General features: G+C 75.7%; 15 protein-coding genes. 5 read left to right on the forward strand and 10 right to left on the reverse strand.

Going from position 1 to position 17,866, the window contains the following annotated elements; genetic code table 11:
* Positions 1–10 precede the first annotated feature (10 nt).
* A complete protein-coding gene (locus tag AB0D01_RS15950; RefSeq protein WP_363055747.1) occupies positions 11–604 on the forward strand; it encodes a hypothetical protein in 594 nt (197 codons plus the stop codon).
* Here AB0D01_RS15950 and AB0D01_RS15955 read toward each other — a convergent pair.
* The 3 genes from AB0D01_RS15955 to AB0D01_RS15965 all read right to left on the reverse strand — a co-directional run bounded on the left by AB0D01_RS15955 (position 594) and on the right by AB0D01_RS15965 (position 6,399).
* On the reverse strand, positions 594–1,802 hold the full coding sequence (locus tag AB0D01_RS15955) for an SWIM zinc finger family protein (RefSeq protein ID WP_363055748.1): 1,209 nt from the start codon (positions 1,800–1,802) through the stop codon (positions 594–596). The genes AB0D01_RS15950 and AB0D01_RS15955 overlap by 11 nt on opposite strands.
* Positions 1,799–4,666, reverse strand: a complete 2,868-nt coding sequence (locus AB0D01_RS15960; RefSeq protein WP_363055749.1) for a DEAD/DEAH box helicase — start codon at positions 4,664–4,666, stop codon at positions 1,799–1,801. Before AB0D01_RS15960 ends, AB0D01_RS15955 begins: the two co-directional genes overlap by 4 nt.
* A gap of 221 nt (positions 4,667–4,887) precedes the next feature.
* On the reverse strand, positions 4,888–6,399 hold the full coding sequence (locus tag AB0D01_RS15965; protein ID WP_363055750.1) for a helix-turn-helix domain-containing protein: 1,512 nt from the start codon (positions 6,397–6,399) through the stop codon (positions 4,888–4,890).
* A 110-nt stretch (positions 6,400–6,509) separates the two neighbouring features.
* On the opposite strand from AB0D01_RS15965, the gene AB0D01_RS15970 reads away from it, so the two are divergent.
* Both AB0D01_RS15970 and AB0D01_RS15975 read left to right on the forward strand, forming a co-directional pair.
* Positions 6,510–7,124 (forward strand): hypothetical protein, encoded by a 615-nt coding sequence (locus AB0D01_RS15970; protein ID WP_363055751.1) that lies wholly within the window; start codon positions 6,510–6,512, stop codon positions 7,122–7,124.
* A gap of 90 nt (positions 7,125–7,214) precedes the next feature.
* Positions 7,215–7,475 carry a DUF6343 family protein gene (locus AB0D01_RS15975; RefSeq protein WP_363055752.1) on the forward strand — a complete coding sequence of 87 codons (261 nt, stop codon included), beginning with the start codon at positions 7,215–7,217 and terminating at the stop codon, positions 7,473–7,475.
* A 52-nt stretch (positions 7,476–7,527) separates the two neighbouring features.
* Here AB0D01_RS15975 and AB0D01_RS15980 read toward each other — a convergent pair whose 3' ends face one another.
* From AB0D01_RS15980 to rpsA, 4 genes are all read right to left on the reverse strand, one after another.
* Positions 7,528–7,860: a tetratricopeptide repeat protein gene (locus tag AB0D01_RS15980; RefSeq protein ID WP_363055815.1), complete on the reverse strand. Its 333-nt coding sequence runs from the start codon at positions 7,858–7,860 to the stop codon at positions 7,528–7,530.
* Between the two features lie 201 nt (positions 7,861–8,061).
* Positions 8,062–8,682 carry a dephospho-CoA kinase gene (coaE, locus tag AB0D01_RS15985; protein WP_363055753.1) on the reverse strand — a complete coding sequence of 207 codons (621 nt, stop codon included), beginning with the start codon at positions 8,680–8,682 and terminating at the stop codon, positions 8,062–8,064.
* A 73-nt stretch (positions 8,683–8,755) separates the two neighbouring features.
* The gene (locus tag AB0D01_RS15990; protein ID WP_363055754.1) at positions 8,756–9,694 is read right to left on the reverse strand and encodes a PAC2 family protein; all 939 of its coding nucleotides are present in this window, start codon (positions 9,692–9,694) and stop codon (positions 8,756–8,758) included.
* A 262-nt stretch (positions 9,695–9,956) separates the two neighbouring features.
* Complete coding sequence (rpsA, locus tag AB0D01_RS15995) at positions 9,957–11,471, reverse strand: 30S ribosomal protein S1 (RefSeq protein WP_363055755.1); 1,515 nt, start codon at positions 11,469–11,471, stop codon at positions 9,957–9,959.
* A gap of 364 nt (positions 11,472–11,835) precedes the next feature.
* Here rpsA and AB0D01_RS16000 point away from each other — a divergent pair, with 364 nt between their 5' ends.
* A complete protein-coding gene (locus tag AB0D01_RS16000) occupies positions 11,836–12,684 on the forward strand; it encodes a class I SAM-dependent methyltransferase (RefSeq protein WP_363055756.1) in 849 nt (282 codons plus the stop codon).
* 1 nt (position 12,685) lies between these two features.
* On the forward strand, positions 12,686–15,250 hold the full coding sequence (gene hrpB, locus AB0D01_RS16005; protein WP_363055757.1) for an ATP-dependent helicase HrpB: 2,565 nt from the start codon (positions 12,686–12,688) through the stop codon (positions 15,248–15,250).
* Here the strand turns inward: hrpB and AB0D01_RS16010 are convergent.
* The 3 genes from AB0D01_RS16010 to AB0D01_RS16020 all read right to left on the reverse strand — a co-directional run bounded on the left by AB0D01_RS16010 (position 15,240) and on the right by AB0D01_RS16020 (position 17,831).
* Entirely contained in the window at positions 15,240–16,232 is a 993-nt protein-coding gene (locus AB0D01_RS16010; RefSeq protein WP_363055758.1) for a DUF3068 domain-containing protein, read from the reverse strand. The genes hrpB and AB0D01_RS16010 overlap by 11 nt on opposite strands.
* A gap of 12 nt (positions 16,233–16,244) precedes the next feature.
* The gene (locus tag AB0D01_RS16015; protein WP_363055759.1) at positions 16,245–16,385 is read right to left on the reverse strand and encodes an SPW_0924 family protein; all 141 of its coding nucleotides are present in this window, start codon (positions 16,383–16,385) and stop codon (positions 16,245–16,247) included.
* Positions 16,386–16,532: 147 nt separating this feature from the next.
* The gene (locus AB0D01_RS16020) at positions 16,533–17,831 is read right to left on the reverse strand and encodes a lytic transglycosylase domain-containing protein (protein ID WP_363055760.1); all 1,299 of its coding nucleotides are present in this window, start codon (positions 17,829–17,831) and stop codon (positions 16,533–16,535) included.
* Between the last annotated feature and the right edge of the window lie 35 nt (positions 17,832–17,866).

A 17,866-nucleotide genomic window follows, 5' to 3' on the forward strand; every position in this document is an offset into this window, starting at 1 on the left:
TTCCTACTTCATGACTGAACGACCGCTGCTCCTTCTCGACGTGGACGGTCCGCTCAACCCCTTCCGGTCCCTGTTCGCCGGGCTGCGCGGGTACACGAGCCACCGCATGCGCCCCGACGTCTGGCTCTCCTACCGCGACCCCGACTCGCGCGCCGCCCGGCGCGGCACGCGGGTGCGCCTGCACCCCCGGCACGGTGCCCGACTCCGGGCCCTGCCCTTCGAACTGGCCTGGGCGACGGCGTGGACCCACCAGGCCAACACCCTGATCGCCCCGCACATCGGGCTCCCCGAGGACCTTCCCGTCGTGGAGTGGCCGGAACTCTTCGCCCAGGACCCCGACGGGCTGTTCTGGAAGACCCGCCCCCTGCTCGACTGGGCGGCCGGACGTCCCTTCGCCTGGGTCGACGACATGATCACCCCCCGCGACCGCGCGTGGGTGGCCGCCCATCACCCCGCGCCGGCCCTGCTGTTGCGGGTGCACCCCCGACACGGTCTGCGCGAACGGGACTTCGTGACCCTGGCCGGCTGGGCGGCCGGCCTCGACACCGGCCGGGACGGCGAACCCGGGCGCGACGGCGAGCCCGGGCGGGGGCTCACGGCCTGAGGACGCCGAGGGGGTCCGGGGAGGCCGGGGCGGGCGTGGGCCACCAGTCCTCGTCCCCCGACCGGGACTCGTAGGCGTACCAGAGGCCCTCGCGGCCGAGCCGGAGCTGACGCCCGGACGCCGTCAGGCGATTGCGCTCGGGCCGGAAGGAGCCCAGGCCGGCGGCGAGGAGGATCGGACGGGCCCGGTCGAAGGGCCCCGCCGGCGGGTCCCAGGGTTCGTCGAGGACGGTGAGGGCCGCCAGGCCGCCCTGGCGCCAGGCCGCGGCCGCGCGCGCCAGCTCCGTGGTGGTGCGGCCGGTGGCGCGGGCCAGGTCACGGTAGAGGGACCGGGCGGTCCCGGTCAGGCCCGCGGTCGGGTGCGCGGACGCCAGCCGGACCGCGTCCTGCCACAGGCTCAGGCCCGCGGTCGGGTCGTCCCCCGTGGTCAGCAGGGTGAGCGCGCGGACCGCGGCGTCAGCGGCGAGCTGGTCCAGCGCGAGGGGATCGGGCGCCACCGGGTCCGCCGGACAGGCGGGCGGCAGGCCCACGGCGGCGGGCACGGCCGGCGGTGCGGGCAGCGGCGGCAGGACGGTGCGGGCGACGGCTTCACGGGCCGACACCCCGGGGAAGTCCGGCGCGGCGTCGGGCTGTTCGCGCGCGGCGTGGGCGGCGCTGCGCCGGGCCAGGTCGTCGAGCAGTTCCCGCTCGCCCCGACCGCGCAGCAGCAGGACGACGAAGGGGTCCTCGTCGAGCAGTCGGGCCGCCCGGTGGCACAGGGCGGCGGCGTGCTTGCAGGGGCCCCGGCCGGTGTCCGGGCAGGAGCAGCGCGGCGCCGGCTCGCCCACGCCCGGCAGGACGGATCCGGCGAGGGACCGCGGCACCTCGCGCTCCAGCAGCGCCCCGAGGACGGCCGGGTCCGCCGCGACCCCCTCCAGGACCTCGTCCCACTCGGCGTCGGTGAGGACGCCGAGGCTCAGCTCCGTGCGGTACGGGCGCGGCCGGCCGCCCCGTACGTACGCCACGATCCGCCCGGGGGTGATGGTGACGGCGTCGACGTGCCCCTCGGCCGCGTACGTGCGACCGCGCGCCAGGCGGGCCGGGTCGTGCGCCCGCTCCTCCAGCGCGGCCACCCACGCGCGACCCCACCAGGTCTGCGCGTCGATGCCGGGCGGCACGGTCTCGAAGGTGCGGCGGCGGTCGTCCCGGGCGGTGATCACGAGGGCCTCCGCAGCGAGACGAGGTCGGCCAGTTCGCGGTCGGTCAGCTCGGTCAACGCCGCCTCGCCGGAGCCCAGGACGGCATCGGCCAGGGCCCGCTTGGCCTCCAGCAGTTCGGCGATGCGGTCCTCGACGGTGCCCTCGGCGATGATGCGGTGCACCTGGACGGGCTGGGTCTGGCCGATGCGGTAGGCGCGGTCGGTGGCCTGTTCCTCGACGGCCGGGTTCCACCAGCGGTCGTAGTGGACGACGTGACCGGCGCGGGTGAGGTTCAGGCCCGTACCGGCGGCCTTGAGGGAGAGCAGGAACACGGGGACCTCGCCGGACTGGAAGCGGTCGACGAGTTCCTGGCGCCGGGCCACGGGGGTGCCGCCGTGCAGGAGTTGGTTGGCGATGCCGCGCGCGGTGAGGTGCTTCTCCAGGATCCGGGCCATGGTGACGTACTGCGTGAAGATCAGCACGGAGCCGTCCTCGGCCAGGATCGTGTCGAGCAGTTCGTCGAGCAGGGCGAGCTTGCCCGAACGGTGAGCGATGCGGGTCTCCTCCACCGCGCCGGCGCCCCGCGCGTACTGCGCCGGGTGGTTGCAGATCTGCTTCAGCGAGCCCAGCAACTTCATGATCATGCCGCGTCGTTCGATGCCCTCGCTGCCCTCGATCACGGCCATCGCCTCATCCACGGCCGCCTGGTAGAGCGAGACCTGTTCCCGGGTGAGGGACACCGGATGGTCGGTCTCCGTCTTCGGGGGCAGTTCGGGGGCGATACCCGGATCGGACTTCTTGCGGCGCAGCAGGAACGGCCTGACGAGCGCGGCCAGGCGGGCCACCGCGGCCTCGTTCCCACCGTCCTCCTGCTGCTGGTGCTCCACCGGGCGGGCGTGCCGGGCCCGGAAGGCGGTGAGCGGGCCCAGCAGCCCGGGCGTGGTCCAGTCGAGGAGCGCCCACAGCTCGGAGAGGTTGTTCTCGACCGGTGTGCCGGTCAGCGCGACCCGGGCCGGTGACGGGATGGTGCGCAGCGCCTTCGCGGTGGCCGAGTTCGGGTTCTTGACGTGCTGGGCCTCGTCGGCGACGACCAGGCCCCAGGCGTGCTCCGCCAGCCGGGGGGCCGCCGCCCGCATCGTCCCGTACGTGGTGAGGACGAAGCCGCCGACCCGGTCGTCGAGGTTGCGGTCGCCGCCGTGGAAGCGGCGCACGGGGGTGTCGGGGGCGAACTTCTCGATCTCGCGCTGCCAGTTGCCCAGCAGGGAGGCCGGGCAGACGACCAGCGTCGGTTCGGGGCGGGCCCGGTGCAGGTGCAGGGCGATCAGGGTGACGGTCTTGCCCAGCCCCATGTCGTCGGCCAGGCAGCCGCCCAGTCCCAACGAGGTCATCAGGTCCAACCAGGCCAGGCCCCGCAGTTGGTAGTCCCGCAGCGTCGCCCGCAGGCCGGCCGGCGCGGCGATCGTCGCCGGTTCCCCGGTGAGCCGGTCGCGCAACGCCGCCAGCGCCCCCACCGCGACGGCCGGCACCGTCTCGCCGTCGACCTCGGCCGTCCCCGTCAGTACGGTGGCCAGGGCGTCGACCGGGTCGAGCAGCCCGAGCTCGCGCTTGCGGGCCTTGCGCACCAACGCCGGGTCGACGCGCACCCACTGGTCGCGCAGCCGTACGACGGGCCGGTGGGCCTGCGCGAGCGCCTCCATCTCCCCCGGAGTGAGCCGGTCCCCGCCCAGGGCGAGCTCCCAGGAGAAGGAGAAGAGGCCGGCCGCGTCGAAGAAGGCGGTGCCGTCGGTCGCCGAACCGGGGGCGGTGGAGCGGACGACCGCCGAGGCGGAGAGCGTACGGGCCAGCTCGCGCGGCCAGTGGACCAGGACCCCGACGGCCGCCAGCCGGGTCGCGGCCACGCCCAGCAGGTCCTCCAGCTCCGGGTCCGACAGCGCCAGGGCGTCCGGGACCGGCTGGTCCAGCAGGCGCAGCAGCGGCGGCCAGGTCCGGGCGGCGCGGCGCAGCGCGAGGACGGCGTCGACCCGGGCGCGGGCCCCGAACCCGGCGGCGGCCGTCCCCGCCCACAGCGCGGCCGCGTCGGTGACGAGCATCGGGTCGGCGAGGCTGTGGACCTGGACGACGGCGGCCCCGGCGCGGCGCACGTCCTGCGGCTCGGCCTCGTCGAACAGGCGGAAGGAGGAGAGGTCGAGGCGCAGCGAGATCCCCACGCCGGTATCGGCCCCGGACGCCACCTGCGCGGCCCACTCCCTCAACCCGGGCACCCGCTGCGGCTCCCGCGCGGCGAACGGCGCCCCGGCGGCGACCGGCGCGGCCGGGGTACGGGGCAGGGCGTCGGCCACGGCGTCGAGGAAGGCCCGCACCAGGGCCTCCGGCTCCGGCAGCGTCAGCGGGCGGCGACCGCCCAGCGGGGTGGCGTACCCCTCGTACGGCAGGGCGGCGGCGACCGCGCGCAGGTAGCCGACGTCCTGCGCGTCGAGCGGGCCGGCGCGCCAGGCGTCGACCCCCTCGGGGGTGAGCCCGGGCAGCAGCCGGCCGCGCGCGACGAGGGTCAGCGCCTGGGCCGCGGCCGTGCCCCAGGCGCGGGTCGCGGGATGCGCGGCGCGGCTGCGGCCCGCCCGCGCCAGCAGCGGCAGGGCCTCGACCACGGACAGGGTCACGGCGGGCACGGTCCGGGTGCGCACGCCCGCCCCGTGCGGGCGGACCACCAGCAGCGAGCCCGCGCCCCCGGTCCCGGGTCCCTCCCCGGCTTCGGAAAGGCTCTCGGGGAAGGGGGCGCCCTCCGGACTCCAGAACGCGAACCGGCCCTCGCGGGGGACGGCGGCGGGCAGGAACACGGCGGCCCGACGCAGCAACGGATGCGGCTCCGCCTGCGGCTGCGCGGTCATGTCGTCCCCCTTCCCGGTCCCGGTCCGGGCGTGCCGCACACGGCACGCCCACTGCCGCCGAGTCTAGGCGGGCCCACTGACAACACCGCTGACCTGCGCGAACGCCGACCCGCGCGAGGCCCGCCCCAGGGCCTGTCGGCACACTCCCGCCTGCCCCGCGACGCCTGGCACGCACGCTCGGCGCACCGGGCGACGACGGGAGTTCGACGACAGGCCCGAGGTCAGCGGGCCCAGCGACCCAGCTCGCCCGCGAACCCGTACAGCGGCCGTCCCGCCGTCGGGGCCACGCGCCACGACCGTCCCCCTCCGTCGTCGAGCCGCAGGGTGCCCGATCCGCCCGGGGAGCTCCAGCGCAGGTCGAGGGACCAGTCGCAGTCGCATCCCGTGGTGGCCGCCTCCACCCGCAGGACGACGGGCTCCGCGGCCGAGACCCGCATGGGGAAGCTCGGGGCGGGCAGCGCCTCGCCGGAGTCGTTGCCCGCCACGGGGCGGGCCAGCGGCCGAGGCGCATCCAGGTTGACCGCGAAGGTCGCCGGGGTGAGCGCTCCCCCGCAGCCCTGCGACATCCCGTAGACGTTCCAGGCCGGCGGGCTGCGCCGCGCGGTCACCCGCACCTCCATCCCCTCCAGCACCACGGCTCCCTCGCCCGTCCCGTGGACGGTGGCCTCCACGATCTGGCTCCCGGCGTGCACCGCCCCCTGCGCCCGCGCCCAGGCCGGCGCGTCCGCCTCCACGGGCGGCGCGGGGACGGCCGTCGGGGCCCGCTCGGAGAGGTAGCGGTGGTCGCAGGCCCCGGCCCACACGTGCGACCGCACGGCGGCCTTGAGCGGGGCCGCCCCCTGCGCGGGCGGGGACGTCGCGGCGGGCGGGTCCGCCGGAGCGGACCCGGCCGACCCGGCCGACCCGGCCGCGGACCCGCCCGGCGCGGGGTCCGACGGCGTGCCCGTCGGCGACCCGGCGCCGCTCGGCGACGCTTCCGCCGACGCGCCGTCCGGGCCCGGGCTCGTCGCCCCCGGCCCGGACGGGGACCCTCCGGCGCTGCCCGTCGGCCCCGCCGAGGCGAGGCCCGCGGGCCCGCCGATGCCCGCCGCGCCCGTCGCGAGCCCGTCCGGCCCCCGTACGACCATCGCCACCGTGACCGCCGCGGCGGCGGCCACCGCCACCCCGGCCGCGGCCACGGCGAACGCCCGCCGTCTGCGGACGACCGGTACCGGCCCGGGCGCGACCTCCACGACGGGACCCTCCGCGAGCCCGTCCCCCGCCTCCCGCTCCTGCGACGCCTGCCGCGTGGCCGCATCCGGATCGACACCCGCATCCGGTTCCGCGCCCGCGCCGACGACGGGCCCCGGTTCCTGCTCCGGCTCGGGCTCGGGCTCCGGCTGTCGTTCCGCGATCGGAGTCCCCGCAACCGCCCGCCGCCGCGCGTCCGCCAGCAGCCAGGCCCGGTGCAGCCCGAGCGCCTCGTCGCGCGTCGCCCCGCAGGCCCGCGCGAAGCGGTCCACCGCCGCGAACTCGGCCGGCACCGCGTCCCCGTTGCAGTACCGGTGCAGCGTCGACGTACTGGTGTGCAACCGGCGCGCGAGCGTCCCGTAGCTGAGACCCGCGCGCTCCTTCAGCCCCCTCATCAGCCGTGCGAAAGCCTCCGCCTCGCCCGACCTTCCTGCCTCGCCCACTACTCCCCCGTCCCGTGTCCCCGTTCCATGGAAACGATGTTCCCCCAGGTCGGGGGCCATACGGGCGTTCCAGTGTCCCGATTCCGCCACAGCCTCTCGCCCCCTCCCGACCGGCCGGGCAATGCTGTGGACACATCGCACCTCGACCGCACCTCTCACGGGGAGACCACGTGTTCCGTCGTACCGGCACCTCCGCCCTCGCCACCGCCGCCCTCGCGGCGGCGGCCGCCCTCGTCCTCACCGCCTCGACCACCGCCACGGCCGCCACCGCGCCCGGGTTCCTGAACGGCACCGACCTCCCGCCGCACCCCTCCTCCCCCTGGTCCGCGGGCCAGGTGACCAAGGGCCTGCCGGAGACCACCCCGTTCTGCCTGGAGGGGGTGCTGCCCGCGACGGGCGGCTGGCACCGGGGTTTCCACACCGACGTCGACGCCGGCGCCGTCCAGATCTCGGTGCGCACGGCCTCCGACGCCGCCGCCGCCAAGCTGGTGACCGCCCTGGAGCGCAAGGTGGCCGCCTGCGCCGCCGACTGGCTGCGCAAGACGCCCGGCGGCACGGCCTCCTGGCAGGACTACGGGAAGCTGACCGTCGAGGAGGGCGCGCACGTCTACGGGGTCGACACCTCGATCCCGGAGTCCGAGCCGGGCGTGCACCTCTTCGGCATCGGGCGGGACGGCTCCACGGTCACGGTCGTGAACTGGGGACAGATGGGGCACCTCACCGACGCCCCGGTGTCCGCCTTCAAGCAGACCACCGTCAAGGCCGTGAACAAGCTGAACCCCTGATCCGACCGTCCGCCCGGGCCGGCCCGCCCGCCCGGCCCGTGCCGCGTGGCAGCATGGAAGCGGGGCTTCGACACGGGACGGGGCGATGCCATGCGCACCGGAAGCGAGCCGGTGACCGCCCGCAGTCCGCTGCGGCTGCGGTTCTGGCTGAGTCTGTGGGGGATGATCTGGGCCGCCGCCGGCGCGGCCGTGTTCTCGGTCGTCGGCCGGGTCGGCTGGGCGGCGGCCTGCGCGGCGCTCGTCGTGCTGACGGCCGTGGACCTGGTCGTCGTCCTCCGGCACATCCATCAGGGCCCGCACTACCAACCGGGCCGTGACGTGCCCCCGTACGATCCCCCGCGCACGCGCTGAACCCGGCCGCGCGGGGCCCCCGCGTCCCGGGCCCCCGCGCGGCCTCGGCGTGCTACGCGTCGAAGCCCGCGGCGGCCACGTACTCGGGCTGCGGGTCGAGGGCGGCGGCGAGGCGGAAGTGCCGGCGGGCCCGCTCCTCGCGCCCGGAACGCTGGTGGGTGCGGGCGAGCGCGAAGTGGGCGAAGGCGTTGTCCGGCTCCCGCTCCAGGACGAGCTCGAATTCGAGCTCGGCGGCCCGCAGCTGCGCGGACGCGAAGAAGGCCCGGGCGCGCAACAGCCGGGCGGCGGTGTTCTCGGGGTGGGCGGCTATGACGGAGTCGAGCAGCCGGACGGCGCCTCTCGGGTCGCGGGCCGCGAGGAGCTGCTCGGCGGCCCGGTAGTCGATGACGTGGGTCTCCGGGCTGGCGGCGCCCGGCGAAGGAGGCCGCGGGTCGCGGGAGGGTCGCTCGGGCGGTGGGGGCGTGGTGTCGGACACAGTGCTTTCCTTCCCTCTACGCCCGCCTTCAACGCCGGAGGCGCCACCACCTGTTCCGAGGGGCCCGGGGCCGCCCGGGCGCCTCGGCGCCCGGGACCACACCGAACCGGCTCAGGCCGGCTTCGCCGCCGCGGCCGCCGCCGCCCGTTCGACGAGGTCCCGCCACACCGCGCGCACCTGCGGCTCCAGCGCCTCCAGGGGCCCGTCGTTGTCGATCACGAGCGTGGCCACCGCCAGCCGCTGTTCGCGGGTGGCCTGCGCGGCCATGCGGGAGCGGGCCTCGTCCTCGGTCATCCCGCGCAGCGCGGTGAGCCGGGCCAGCTGCGTCGCGGGGGCCGCGTCGACGACCACGACGAGGTCGTACAGCGGCGCGAGCCCGTTCTCGGTGAGCAGCGGTACGTCGTGCACGACGATCGCGTCGGCGCCGGCGGCGGCCTCCAGTTCCGCGGAGCGGGCTCCGACGAGCGGGTGCACGATCGCGTTGAGCGTCCGCAGCTTCTCCGGGTCGGTGAAGACCACGGCTCCGAGCGCGGGCCGGTCGAGTCGTCCGTCGGCGGTCAGGACCGCTTCCCCGAAGGCCTCCACCACGGCCGCGAGACCGGGCGTGCCCGGTTCCACGACCTCGCGCGCGATCCGGTCGGCGTCCACGACGACCGCCCCGTACCCCGCCAGCAGCCGCGAGACCTCGCTCTTGCCGGCACCGATTCCGCCTGTCAGGCCCACTTTCAACATGGTGAGCACCCTAGGGCCCGGGGCGCGGACGCGCCGGCCCCGGGTACCGACTCCGGGTACCGGCCCCTACGGCCTACGCCTCGCCCTCGCGCTCCGCGAGGAAGCGCTCGAACTCGCGCCCGATCTCGTCCGCCGAGGGGATCTCGGCGGGTTCGGCGATCATGTTGCCGCGGGTCTCGGCGCCGGCGGCGGCGTCGTACTGGTGCTCCAGTCCTTGGACGAGGCTGACCAGCTCCTCGTCGCCCTCGCGGATCTGCCGGTCGATCTCGGTCTGCGTGCGGTGGGCCTCCGTGCGCAGGGCGTGCGCCACCGCCGGCAGGACCAGCCCGGTCGCGGCCGTGATGGCCTCCAGCGCGGTCAGCGCGGCGTCCGGGTACGGGGAGCGGGCGACGTAGTGCGGGACGTGCGCCGCGACGCCGAGCACGTCGTGCCCGGACTGGCCGAGGCGGAACTCGACGAGCGATTCGGCGCTGCCGGGGACCTGGGCCTCGTCGAAGGGGCTGCGGTGTCCGGGCATCAGGTCGGTGCGGTTGCCGTGCGGGGTGATGCCGACGGGCCGGGTGTGGGGCACGCCCATGGGGATGCCGTGGAAGTTGACCGAGAGCCGTACGCCGAGCCGCTCGACGATCTGGCGGACGGCGAGGGCGAAGCGCTCCCACTCGACGTCGGGCTCGGGGCCGGACAGCAGCAGGAAGGGGGCGCCGGTGGCGTCCTGGACGAGGCGGACCTCCAGGCGGGGCTCCTCGAAGTCCGCCCAGTGGTCGCGCTGGAAGGTCAGGAGCGGTCGCCGGGCGCGGTAGTCCACGAGCCGGTCGGCGTCGAAGCGGGCCACCACCTGGTGCGGCAGGGTGTCGAGGAGTCGCTCGACGATCTGCTCGCCGGTCTCGCCGGCGTCGATGTAGCCCTCGAAGTGGTAGAGCATGACCAACCCGGCCGAGTCCTGGGCCAGCGCCAGGTCGGCCACCGCCAGGCCCTTGGCGTCCCATTCGTACAGACCCTGTGGATCAAGCACCGTCACCACTCCTCCCTCGCCGCGTGTTCTCTGCACAGAACGTCCAAGGCGGGCCCGCCATTCCCCAGTTGGCCGGTTTCGTGTGAACACGCCGTGACGCGGGGCCGGCGGTGGGACGCCGCGGCGCCCGCCCGAGCCCCGGGGATTCCTTCGGCAGGCCTCCGGGAAACGCGGCGAGGCCCGCCCCCCGAAGGGGACGGGCCTCGTCGTCGGACTCAGTTCAACTCACGCCGTGACGTGGAGTCGATGCCGTGCGCTGCGATCAGCTCTGGCCGCCGGCCAGCTTCTCGCGGAGCGCGGCGAGGGCCTCGTCGGACGCCAGGGCGCCGGAGGTCTCGTCCGCACCCTCGGAGGAGTAGGAACCACCCGAGATGCCCGCACCGGCGTTGCCACCGGCGGCCGGGGCGGCAGCGCCCTCGGCAGCGGCGGCCTCGTCGGCCTCGCGGCTCTTGATGACCTGCGCCTGGTGCTGCTCGAAGCGGACCTGCGCCTCGGCGTACTGGCGCTCCCACGTCTCGCGCTGGGTCTCGTAGCCCTCGAGCCAGTCGTTGGTCTCGGGGTCGAAGCCCTCGGGGTAGATGTAGTTGCCCTGGTCGTCGTAGGACGCGGCCATGCCGTACAGGGTCGGGTCGAACTCGACCGACGCCGGGTCGGCACCGAAGGACTCGTTGGCCTGCTTGAGGGACAGCGAGATCCGGCGACGCTCGAGGTCGATGTCGATGACCTTGACGAAGATCTCGTCGTTGACCTGGACGACCTGCTCCGGGATCTCCACGTGGCGCTCGGCCAGCTCGGAGATGTGGACCAGACCCTCGATGCCCTCGTCCACGCGGACGAACGCACCGAACGGAACCAGCTTGGTGACCTTACCCGGGACGACCTGGCCGATCTGGTGGGTCCGGGCGAACTGCTGCCACGGGTCCTCCTGCGTCGCCTTCAGCGACAGGGAGACGCGCTCGCGGTCCATGTCCACGTCGAGGACCTCGACGGTGACTTCCTGACCGACCTCGACGACCTCGGACGGGTGGTCGATGTGCTTCCAGGACAGCTCGGAGACGTGCACGAGACCGTCGACGCCGCCCAGGTCCACGAAGGCACCGAAGTTGACGATCGAGGAAACGACGCCGGAGCGGACCTGACCCTTCTGCAGGGTGGTGAGGAACGTCTGGCGAACCTCGGACTGGGTCTGCTCGAGCCAGGCACGGCGGGACAGGACCACGTTGTTGCGGTTCTTGTCCAGCTCGATGATCTTCGCCTCGAGCTCCTTGCCCACGTAGGGCTGGAGGTCGCGGACGCGGCGCATCTCGACGAGAGAGGCCGGGAGGAAGCCGCGGAGGCCGATGTCGAGGATGAGACCACCCTTGACGACCTCGATGACGGTACCGGTGACGATGCCGTCTTCTTCCTTGATCTTCTCGATCGTGCCCCAGGCACGCTCGTACTGAGCGCGCTTCTTGGACAGGATCAGGCGGCCTTCCTTGTCCTCCTTCTGGAGGACCAGGGCCTCGATCTCGTCGCCGACCTTGACGACCTCGTTCGGGTCGACGTCGTGCTTGATCGAGAGCTCGCGGCTCGGGATCACGCCTTCCGTCTTGTAACCGATGTCGAGCAGGACCTCGTCCCGGTCGACCTTCACGATGACGCCGTCGACGATGTCGCCGTCGTTGAAGTACTTGATCGTCTCGTCGATCGCGGCCAGGAAGGCTTCCGCGTTACCGATGTCGTTGACCGCTACCTGCGGAGGGGTGGTGGCGGTGGTCTCGGTGCTGCTCGTCATGTGGGAAAGGGCTCCGGTTACGGACAGAAAGTCGTAGGTACTGCTACGCCGGGAGCCCTTATCGGCATCTGCCGAAGAAGCCGGACAGCCAAAGAAGCCCGAATCCCCGAAGGGGGAGGGGCCTCGAAAACCGAGGGGACATCAACAGATGCAAGCGCAGCCTGCTAGGTCTGAGGAGCACAGGCTCGCAGCGCAACTTGTAGCATACGGGGGCAGCCGGACAGGGTCAATGCGCGAACGCCCACAGCGCGGGCAGATGACCGCATAACCGGCACAATTCGTGGGCGGGGACGCCGTGATGGGCCGTCCACATCCGCCACACATCCCTTTCGCGACGCATCCGCAGACTACGACGACGGGCCCCATGAACCAAGAGGACCACTCCCCCGAAGACGCCTACGGGGCCGGCGACGGCGCCGAGGACGACGCCGAGGCCACCCGGCGGGAAGCCGGGGAGGCGGAGAGCAGCCGCGCGAGCCGGGGCTGGTGGGACCGCAACGCCGACGAGTACCAGAGCGAGCACGGCGCCTTCCTCGGCGACGACCGCTTCGTCTGGGGCCCCGAGGGCCTCGACGAGGCCGACGCCGGCCTCCTGGGCCCGGCGGACTCCCTCGCGGGCAAGGACGTCCTGGAGATCGGCGCCGGCGCCGCCCAGTGCTCCCGCTGGCTCGCCGCGCGCGGCGCCCGCCCCGTCGCCCTGGACCTCTCCCACCGCCAGCTCCAGCACGCCCTGCGCATCGGCGGGGACGTCCCCCTGGTGGAGGCCGACGCCGGCCGGCTGCCCTTCCGCGACGCCTCCTTCGACCTCGCCTGCTCCGCCTACGGCGCGGTCCCCTTCGTCTCCGACCCGGTCAACGTCATGCGCGAGGTCCACCGCGTCCTGCGCCCCGGCGGCCGCTGGGTCTTCTCGGTCACCCACCCGATCCGCTGGGCCTTCCCCGACGAGGCGGGCCCCGAGGGCCTGTCCGTCTCCGCCTCCTACTTCGACCGGACGCCCTACGTCGAACAGGACGAGCGGGGCCGCGCCGTCTACGTCGAGCACCACCGCACCGTCGGCGACCGGGTCCGCGACGTGGTCGCCGGCGGCTTCCGCCTGGTGGACCTCGTCGAGCCGGAGTGGCCCGCCTGGAACGACCAGGAGTGGGGCGGCTGGTCCCCGCTGCGCGGCAACCTGATCCCCGGGACCGCGATCTTCGTCTGCGAGCGCGACTGACGTGATCCGCACCGCCGCCCTCGACTCCCTGCCCGTACGGGAGGTGCTGCCCGCGCTCACCGCGGCCCTGGACGCCCGCGGCGCGGCCGTGCTGTGCGCTCCGCCCGGCACCGGAAAGACCACGCTGGTGCCGCTGGTGCTGGCGGGGCTGGTGGGGGGTGGGGTGCGGCGCAGGGTGGTCGTGGCCGAGCCCCGGCGGATCGCCGCCCGGGCGGCGGCGCGCCGGATGGCCTGGCTGCTGGGCGAGGCCGTGGGCGGCTCGGTCGGCTTCACCGTGCGCGGCGAGCGGGTGGCGGGCCCCGACACGGTCGTGGAGGTGGTCACCACCGGCGTCCTGCTCCAGCGCCTCCAGCGCGACCAGGAACTGGCCGGCGTGGACGTGGTGGTCCTGGACGAGTGCCACGAGCGGCACCTCGACGCCGACACCGCCGCCGCCTTCCTCCTGGACGTGCGCGGGACCCTGCGCCCGGAGCTGCGCCTGGTGGCGGCCTCGGCGACGACGGACGCGGCCGGCTGGGCCCGGCTGCTGGGCGGCGCGGACGGGGACGCCCCGGTGGTGGAGGCGGCCGGGGTGGCCCACCCGGTGGAGACGGTGTGGGCGCCGCCGCCGCGGCCGGTGCGGCCGCCGCACGGTACGCGGGTGGACCCGGCGCAGCTGGCGCACGTGGCGTCGGTGGTGCGCAGGGCGCTCGCGGAGCGTTCGGGGGACGTGCTGTGCTTCCTGCCGGGCGTGGGCGAGCTGGCGAAGGTCGCCGGGCTGCTGGGCGGGGTGGACGCGCGGGTGCTCCAGGTGCACGGGCGGGCGCCGGCCGAGGTGCAGGAGGAGGCGCTGACGGCCTCGGCGCGGCGGCGGGTGATCCTGGCGACGGCGGTCGCGGAGTCCAGCCTGACCGTGCCGGGGGTGCGGGTGGTCGTGGACGCCGGGCTGGCCCGCGAGCCCCGGGTGGACCACGCCCGTGGGCTGGGGGCCCTGGCGACCGTACGGGCGTCCCGCGCGGCGGGCCGCCAGCGCGCCGGCCGGGCCGGGCGGGAGGCGCCCGGGACGGTGTACCGCTGCTGGGACCGGGCGGAGGACGGGCGGCTGCCGGCCTTCCCCCCGCCGGAGATCCGGGTCGCGGACCTGGCCCGGTTCGCGCTGGAGGCGGCCTGCTGGGGCGATCCGGACGCGTCGGGGCTGGCGCTGCCGGATCCGCCGCCGGCCGGGGCCATGGCCGCGGCCCGGGAGGTGCTCCTCGCGGTGGGGGCGGTGGACCCCGCCGGGCGGCCCACCGCGCGCGGGCGCCGGATGGTCCGCATGGGGGTGCACCCCCGGCTGGCGCGGGCGCTGCTGGACGGGGCGGAGGCGCTCGGCGCGCGGCGGGCCGCGGAGGTGGTGGCCCTGCTGAGCGAGGAGCCCCCGCGCGGTCACGGGGACGACCTGGCGGGTGCCTGGCGCGCGGCGCGCGCCGGCGGGGACGCGTACGCCGCCCGCTGGCGGGCCGAGGCGCGCCGGCTGGAGCGGGCCGTGGGCTCGGGTGCGGGCGCGGAGCGGGCCTCAGCCGTGGGCGCGGAGCGGGGTCGGGGCGGCTCGGGCGGCCGGGCGGGCGACGACGCCGCGGCGGGTCTGGTGGCCGCGCTCGCCTTCCCGGAGCGGGTGGCGCGGGCGCGGGGCGCGGGGACGTTCCTGATGGCCTCGGGGACCGGGGCCGAGGCGGACGGCGGGTCGGTGCTGCGGGAGGCGCCCTGGCTGGCGGTGGCCGTGGCCGACCGGCCTCCGCACGCGGCGTCGGCGCGGGTGCGGCTGGCCGCGCCGATCGACGCGGAGACCGCGCGGGAGGCGGCGGCGCACCTGCTGTCCTCGGGCGAGGAGGTGCGGTGGGAGGACGGTGACCTGGTCGCCCGTCGCGTCGAGCGGCTCGGGGCGATCGAGCTCGTCGCGCGCCCGCTGCGGGATCCCGATCCGGCGGCGGTGCGGGCCGCCCTGCTGGACGGGCTGCGGGCCGAGGGTCCGGAGCTGCTGCGTTGGTCGCCCGAGGCGCGGGCGTTGCGGGCCCGGCTCGCCTTCCTGCACCGGACCCTGGGCGGGGCCTGGCCGGACGTGGCGGACGACGGGGCGCTGCTGGAGCGGGCCGACGAGTGGTTGGAGCCCGAGCTGTCGCGGGCCCGCCGCCGGGCCGACCTGGCCCGGATCGACGCCGGGCAGGCCCTGAACCGGCTGTTGCCGTGGGCCACCGGCGAGGCGGGGCGGCTGGACGAGCTGGCGCCGGAGCGGATCGAGGTGCCCAGCGGTTCGCGGATCCGCGTCGACTACGGGGACGGCGACGGGCAGCCCGTGCTCGCGGTGAAGCTCCAGGAGCTGTTCGGGCTGGCCGAGACGCCGAGGGTGGCGGGGGTGCCGGTCCTGGTGCACCTGCTGTCGCCCGCCGGCAGGCCCGCCGCGGTCACGGCCGACCTGGCGTCGTTCTGGCAGGGCGGCTACCGGGCCGTGCGGGCCGAGCTGCGCGGGCGCTACCCGAAGCACCCGTGGCCCGAGGACCCGTCGACGGCGGAGCCGACCCGGCACACCAACGCCCGGCTCAGGCGCTGAGGCCCTCCCCCTCGCGGGGCCGGTCGGCCGGTGCGCGCCGGCCGCGCGCCTCCAGCCACAGGGCGAGGGCCAGCAGGGCGAGCCCGGTGAGGGCGGAGCCGGCGGGGGCGTAGGTGTGCAGGGCGAGGACCTTCGTACGGTTGGCGGAGACCAGCTCGAAGGTGTGGTCGGCGTAGTCGGGCCGCATCTTGACGTGTCCGGCGAAGGCGGTGAGCCGGCCGTCGGGGCCGGCCGCCGCGATGCCGCCGCGCATCTCCTGCCGGATCTCCTGCTCGGCGTTGACGGGCGCGCCCGTCACCGGGTCGACCCAGAACATCGCCTTGACCGTGTACCAGAGGCTGGTTCCGGTGCTCTGCTCGATCGTCGCGGGGTCGATGCCCTCGATGGGCATCTTCTTCGGCATGGGGACCTTGGTCCAGGGGACGGTCTGCTCGAAGTAGTAGACCTCCATGCCCCGGTAGGTGCGCGGGCCGACGTAGTGGATCGGCGAGGAGGTGCGCGTCTGCGCGTCGAAGTAGAGGTAGTCGCGGGGTTCGGTGAAGAAGGGCCACTTGAACTCGATGCCCTCGCGCTTGACGGGGTCCCCGTCGACCATCTCGCCGGTGGCGTGCACCGGTTCCTGCGTGTGGGCGTCGAAGATGTAGCGCTCGGGGATCCGGGAGACCATCTTGCCGTCGGGCCCGATGATGTACGACAGCGTGTCCCAGACGACGACGTCCTTCCCGGCGTCGGCCTCGATCTCCTCGGAGGCCTCCACGTTGCCCTTGAGGGTCTGGACGATGGTGACCTTGTCCACCTTCTTCGGCTGCATGCCGCCCGCGTAGTCGAGGAGGGTGGCGTCCTCGGCCTCCAGGACCATCTCCTGGTACTGGCCGGGCGGGATCTTCGCCAGCCGGGGGTACGCGTACCAGCGCAGCAGCGGTGCGAGGGCCGCGCAGAACACGGCGAGGGCCAGCAGGACGAGGCTCGCTCTGCGTCTCATGCCGGGCCTCCTCTACTTTCCGGGCGCGGGGGGCGCGGTGGTGAGCAGGGGCCTGGGCGAGGTCTTGCCCTCCGGGACCCCGGCGGCGGTCGCGGCGAGGACGAGGGCCAGCGCGGCGGCCAGCCCGATGGCGGCGGCGACGAGTGCGCGCATGCCGGGCCTCCGGAATCTGATGGGACGTCAGGGCGGGGGCACCGTAGCAACGCGGGGGCGAGATGAGAACCGTTCGGTACGCCGCCGCCCCGTGCCGGAGTGACGGGGCGGCGGGGCGACGGGGCGGCGGGGCGGGTGTCCGCGGGATCAGGGCCCGGGCGTGGGGGTGGGGCTCGCGGTCGCCCGGGGGGAGGCGCTCGCCTTGGGCGAGGCGGTCGGGGTGGCCGTCGGGGTGGGGCCGGGGTTCGGGCTGCCGGAGGGCCCGGTCCGCGTGGGCGTCGGCGTGGGGGTCGGCGTGGGCGTGGGCGTGGGGGTCGGCGTGGGGGTCGGCGTGGGCGTGGGGGTCGGCGTCGGCTTGGGCGTCGGCGTGGGTGTGGGCGTCGGCGTGGGTGTGGGCGTCGGCGTCGGCGTCGGCGTCGGCGTCGGGGTGGGCTTCGGCGTCGGGGTGGGCTTCGGCGTCGGGCTCGGCGTGGGCCGCGGCTTCGGCTCCGTCGGCTTCGGGTCCGCGGGTCCGGGGTCCGTGGGCCTCGGGCCCGCCGGAGCGCCGGCGCCCGGACCGGAGCCGGCCGCGTCCGGGACCTCGTGCGCGCCCCGGAGGTAGTACGCGAACCAGGACCGCACGGTGCGCAGGTACTCCCCGGACCGGTTGTAGGAGAGCACCGCCCGGTCCAGGTCCGCCCCCACCCGCAGGTCGCGCCCGCCCGCGCACAGGTAGCGTCCGGCGGCCAGCGCCGCGTCGTGGATGTTGTTCGGGTCGCGCCGGCCGTCGCCGTCCGCGTCCTGCCCCCACGCCGCCCAGGTGGACGGGATGAACTGCATCGGCCCGACGGCCCGGTCGTGACGGGCGTCGCCGTCGAAGGCGCCGCCGTCGGTGTCGGAGATGTAGGCGAAGCCGTTGCCGTCGAGGACCGGCCCCAGGATGGGGCGCAGCGTCCGGCCGGCGGCGTCGACCCGGCCGCCGTTCGCCTGCCCGGACTCCACCTTGCCGATCGCGGCGAGCAGCTGCCAACGCAGCCCGCATCCGGGGTCGTTCTCCCCCACCCGCTGCTCGGCACGCCGGTACGCGGCGAGGACGCTCGCCGGGATCCCCTGCGCGCCCGCCGCCTCCGGGGCGACGACCGGGACCACGACCTGCGGCGCCGGCGCAACGGGCGGGGCGGCGGCAGAAGGGGCGGTCGGGTCCGGCGCCCCACCCTCCGGCAGCAGCACGGCCGGCGGCTCCGGGCTGATCAGGGGCGGCAGTTCGGTGAAGTAGGCCGAGTCCCCGCCCGGCGCCCCGGCCGCGTCGGCGACGGGCCGCACGCGGTCCCCGTCGGCCTGCGCGCGGGCCTCGCGGCCCTGGGCGCCGGGCCCCTGGGAGGCCGTCATCGCGGCGGCGACCAGTGCCGAGACCAACGCGGTGGCCGCGCCCCGGCGCAGGCCGCGTACGGATATTCGTGTCGTCATGAGCGGACCCCTCCCCTGGACGTCCGCGTGACCCT

The organism is Streptomyces sp. NPDC048606, from assembly GCF_040650855.1.
In the GTDB taxonomy this organism is placed as follows: domain Bacteria; phylum Actinomycetota; class Actinomycetes; order Streptomycetales; family Streptomycetaceae; genus Streptomyces.

Excerpts from the sequence above, each read along its gene's own strand:
- AB0D01_RS15975 (WP_363055752.1), top strand. The coding sequence starts at position 7,215 with ATGCGCACCGGAAGCGAGCCGGTGACCGCCCGCAGTCCGCTGCGGCTG.
- AB0D01_RS16020 (WP_363055760.1), bottom strand. The coding sequence starts at position 17,831 with ATGACGACACGAATATCCGTACGCGGCCTGCGCCGGGGCGCGGCCACC.
- AB0D01_RS16015 (WP_363055759.1), bottom strand. The coding sequence starts at position 16,385 with ATGCGCGCACTCGTCGCCGCCGCCATCGGGCTGGCCGCCGCGCTGGCC.
- rpsA (WP_363055755.1), bottom strand. The coding sequence starts at position 11,471 with ATGACGAGCAGCACCGAGACCACCGCCACCACCCCTCCGCAGGTAGCG.
- AB0D01_RS15960 (WP_363055749.1), bottom strand. The coding sequence starts at position 4,666 with ATGACCGCGCAGCCGCAGGCGGAGCCGCATCCGTTGCTGCGTCGGGCC.
- AB0D01_RS15950 (WP_363055747.1), top strand. The coding sequence starts at position 11 with ATGACTGAACGACCGCTGCTCCTTCTCGACGTGGACGGTCCGCTCAAC.
- AB0D01_RS16000 (WP_363055756.1), top strand. The coding sequence starts at position 11,836 with ATGAACCAAGAGGACCACTCCCCCGAAGACGCCTACGGGGCCGGCGAC.
- AB0D01_RS15965 (WP_363055750.1), bottom strand. The coding sequence starts at position 6,399 with ATGGCCCCCGACCTGGGGGAACATCGTTTCCATGGAACGGGGACACGG.
- coaE (WP_363055753.1), bottom strand. The coding sequence starts at position 8,682 with ATGTTGAAAGTGGGCCTGACAGGCGGAATCGGTGCCGGCAAGAGCGAG.
- AB0D01_RS16010 (WP_363055758.1), bottom strand. The coding sequence starts at position 16,232 with ATGAGACGCAGAGCGAGCCTCGTCCTGCTGGCCCTCGCCGTGTTCTGC.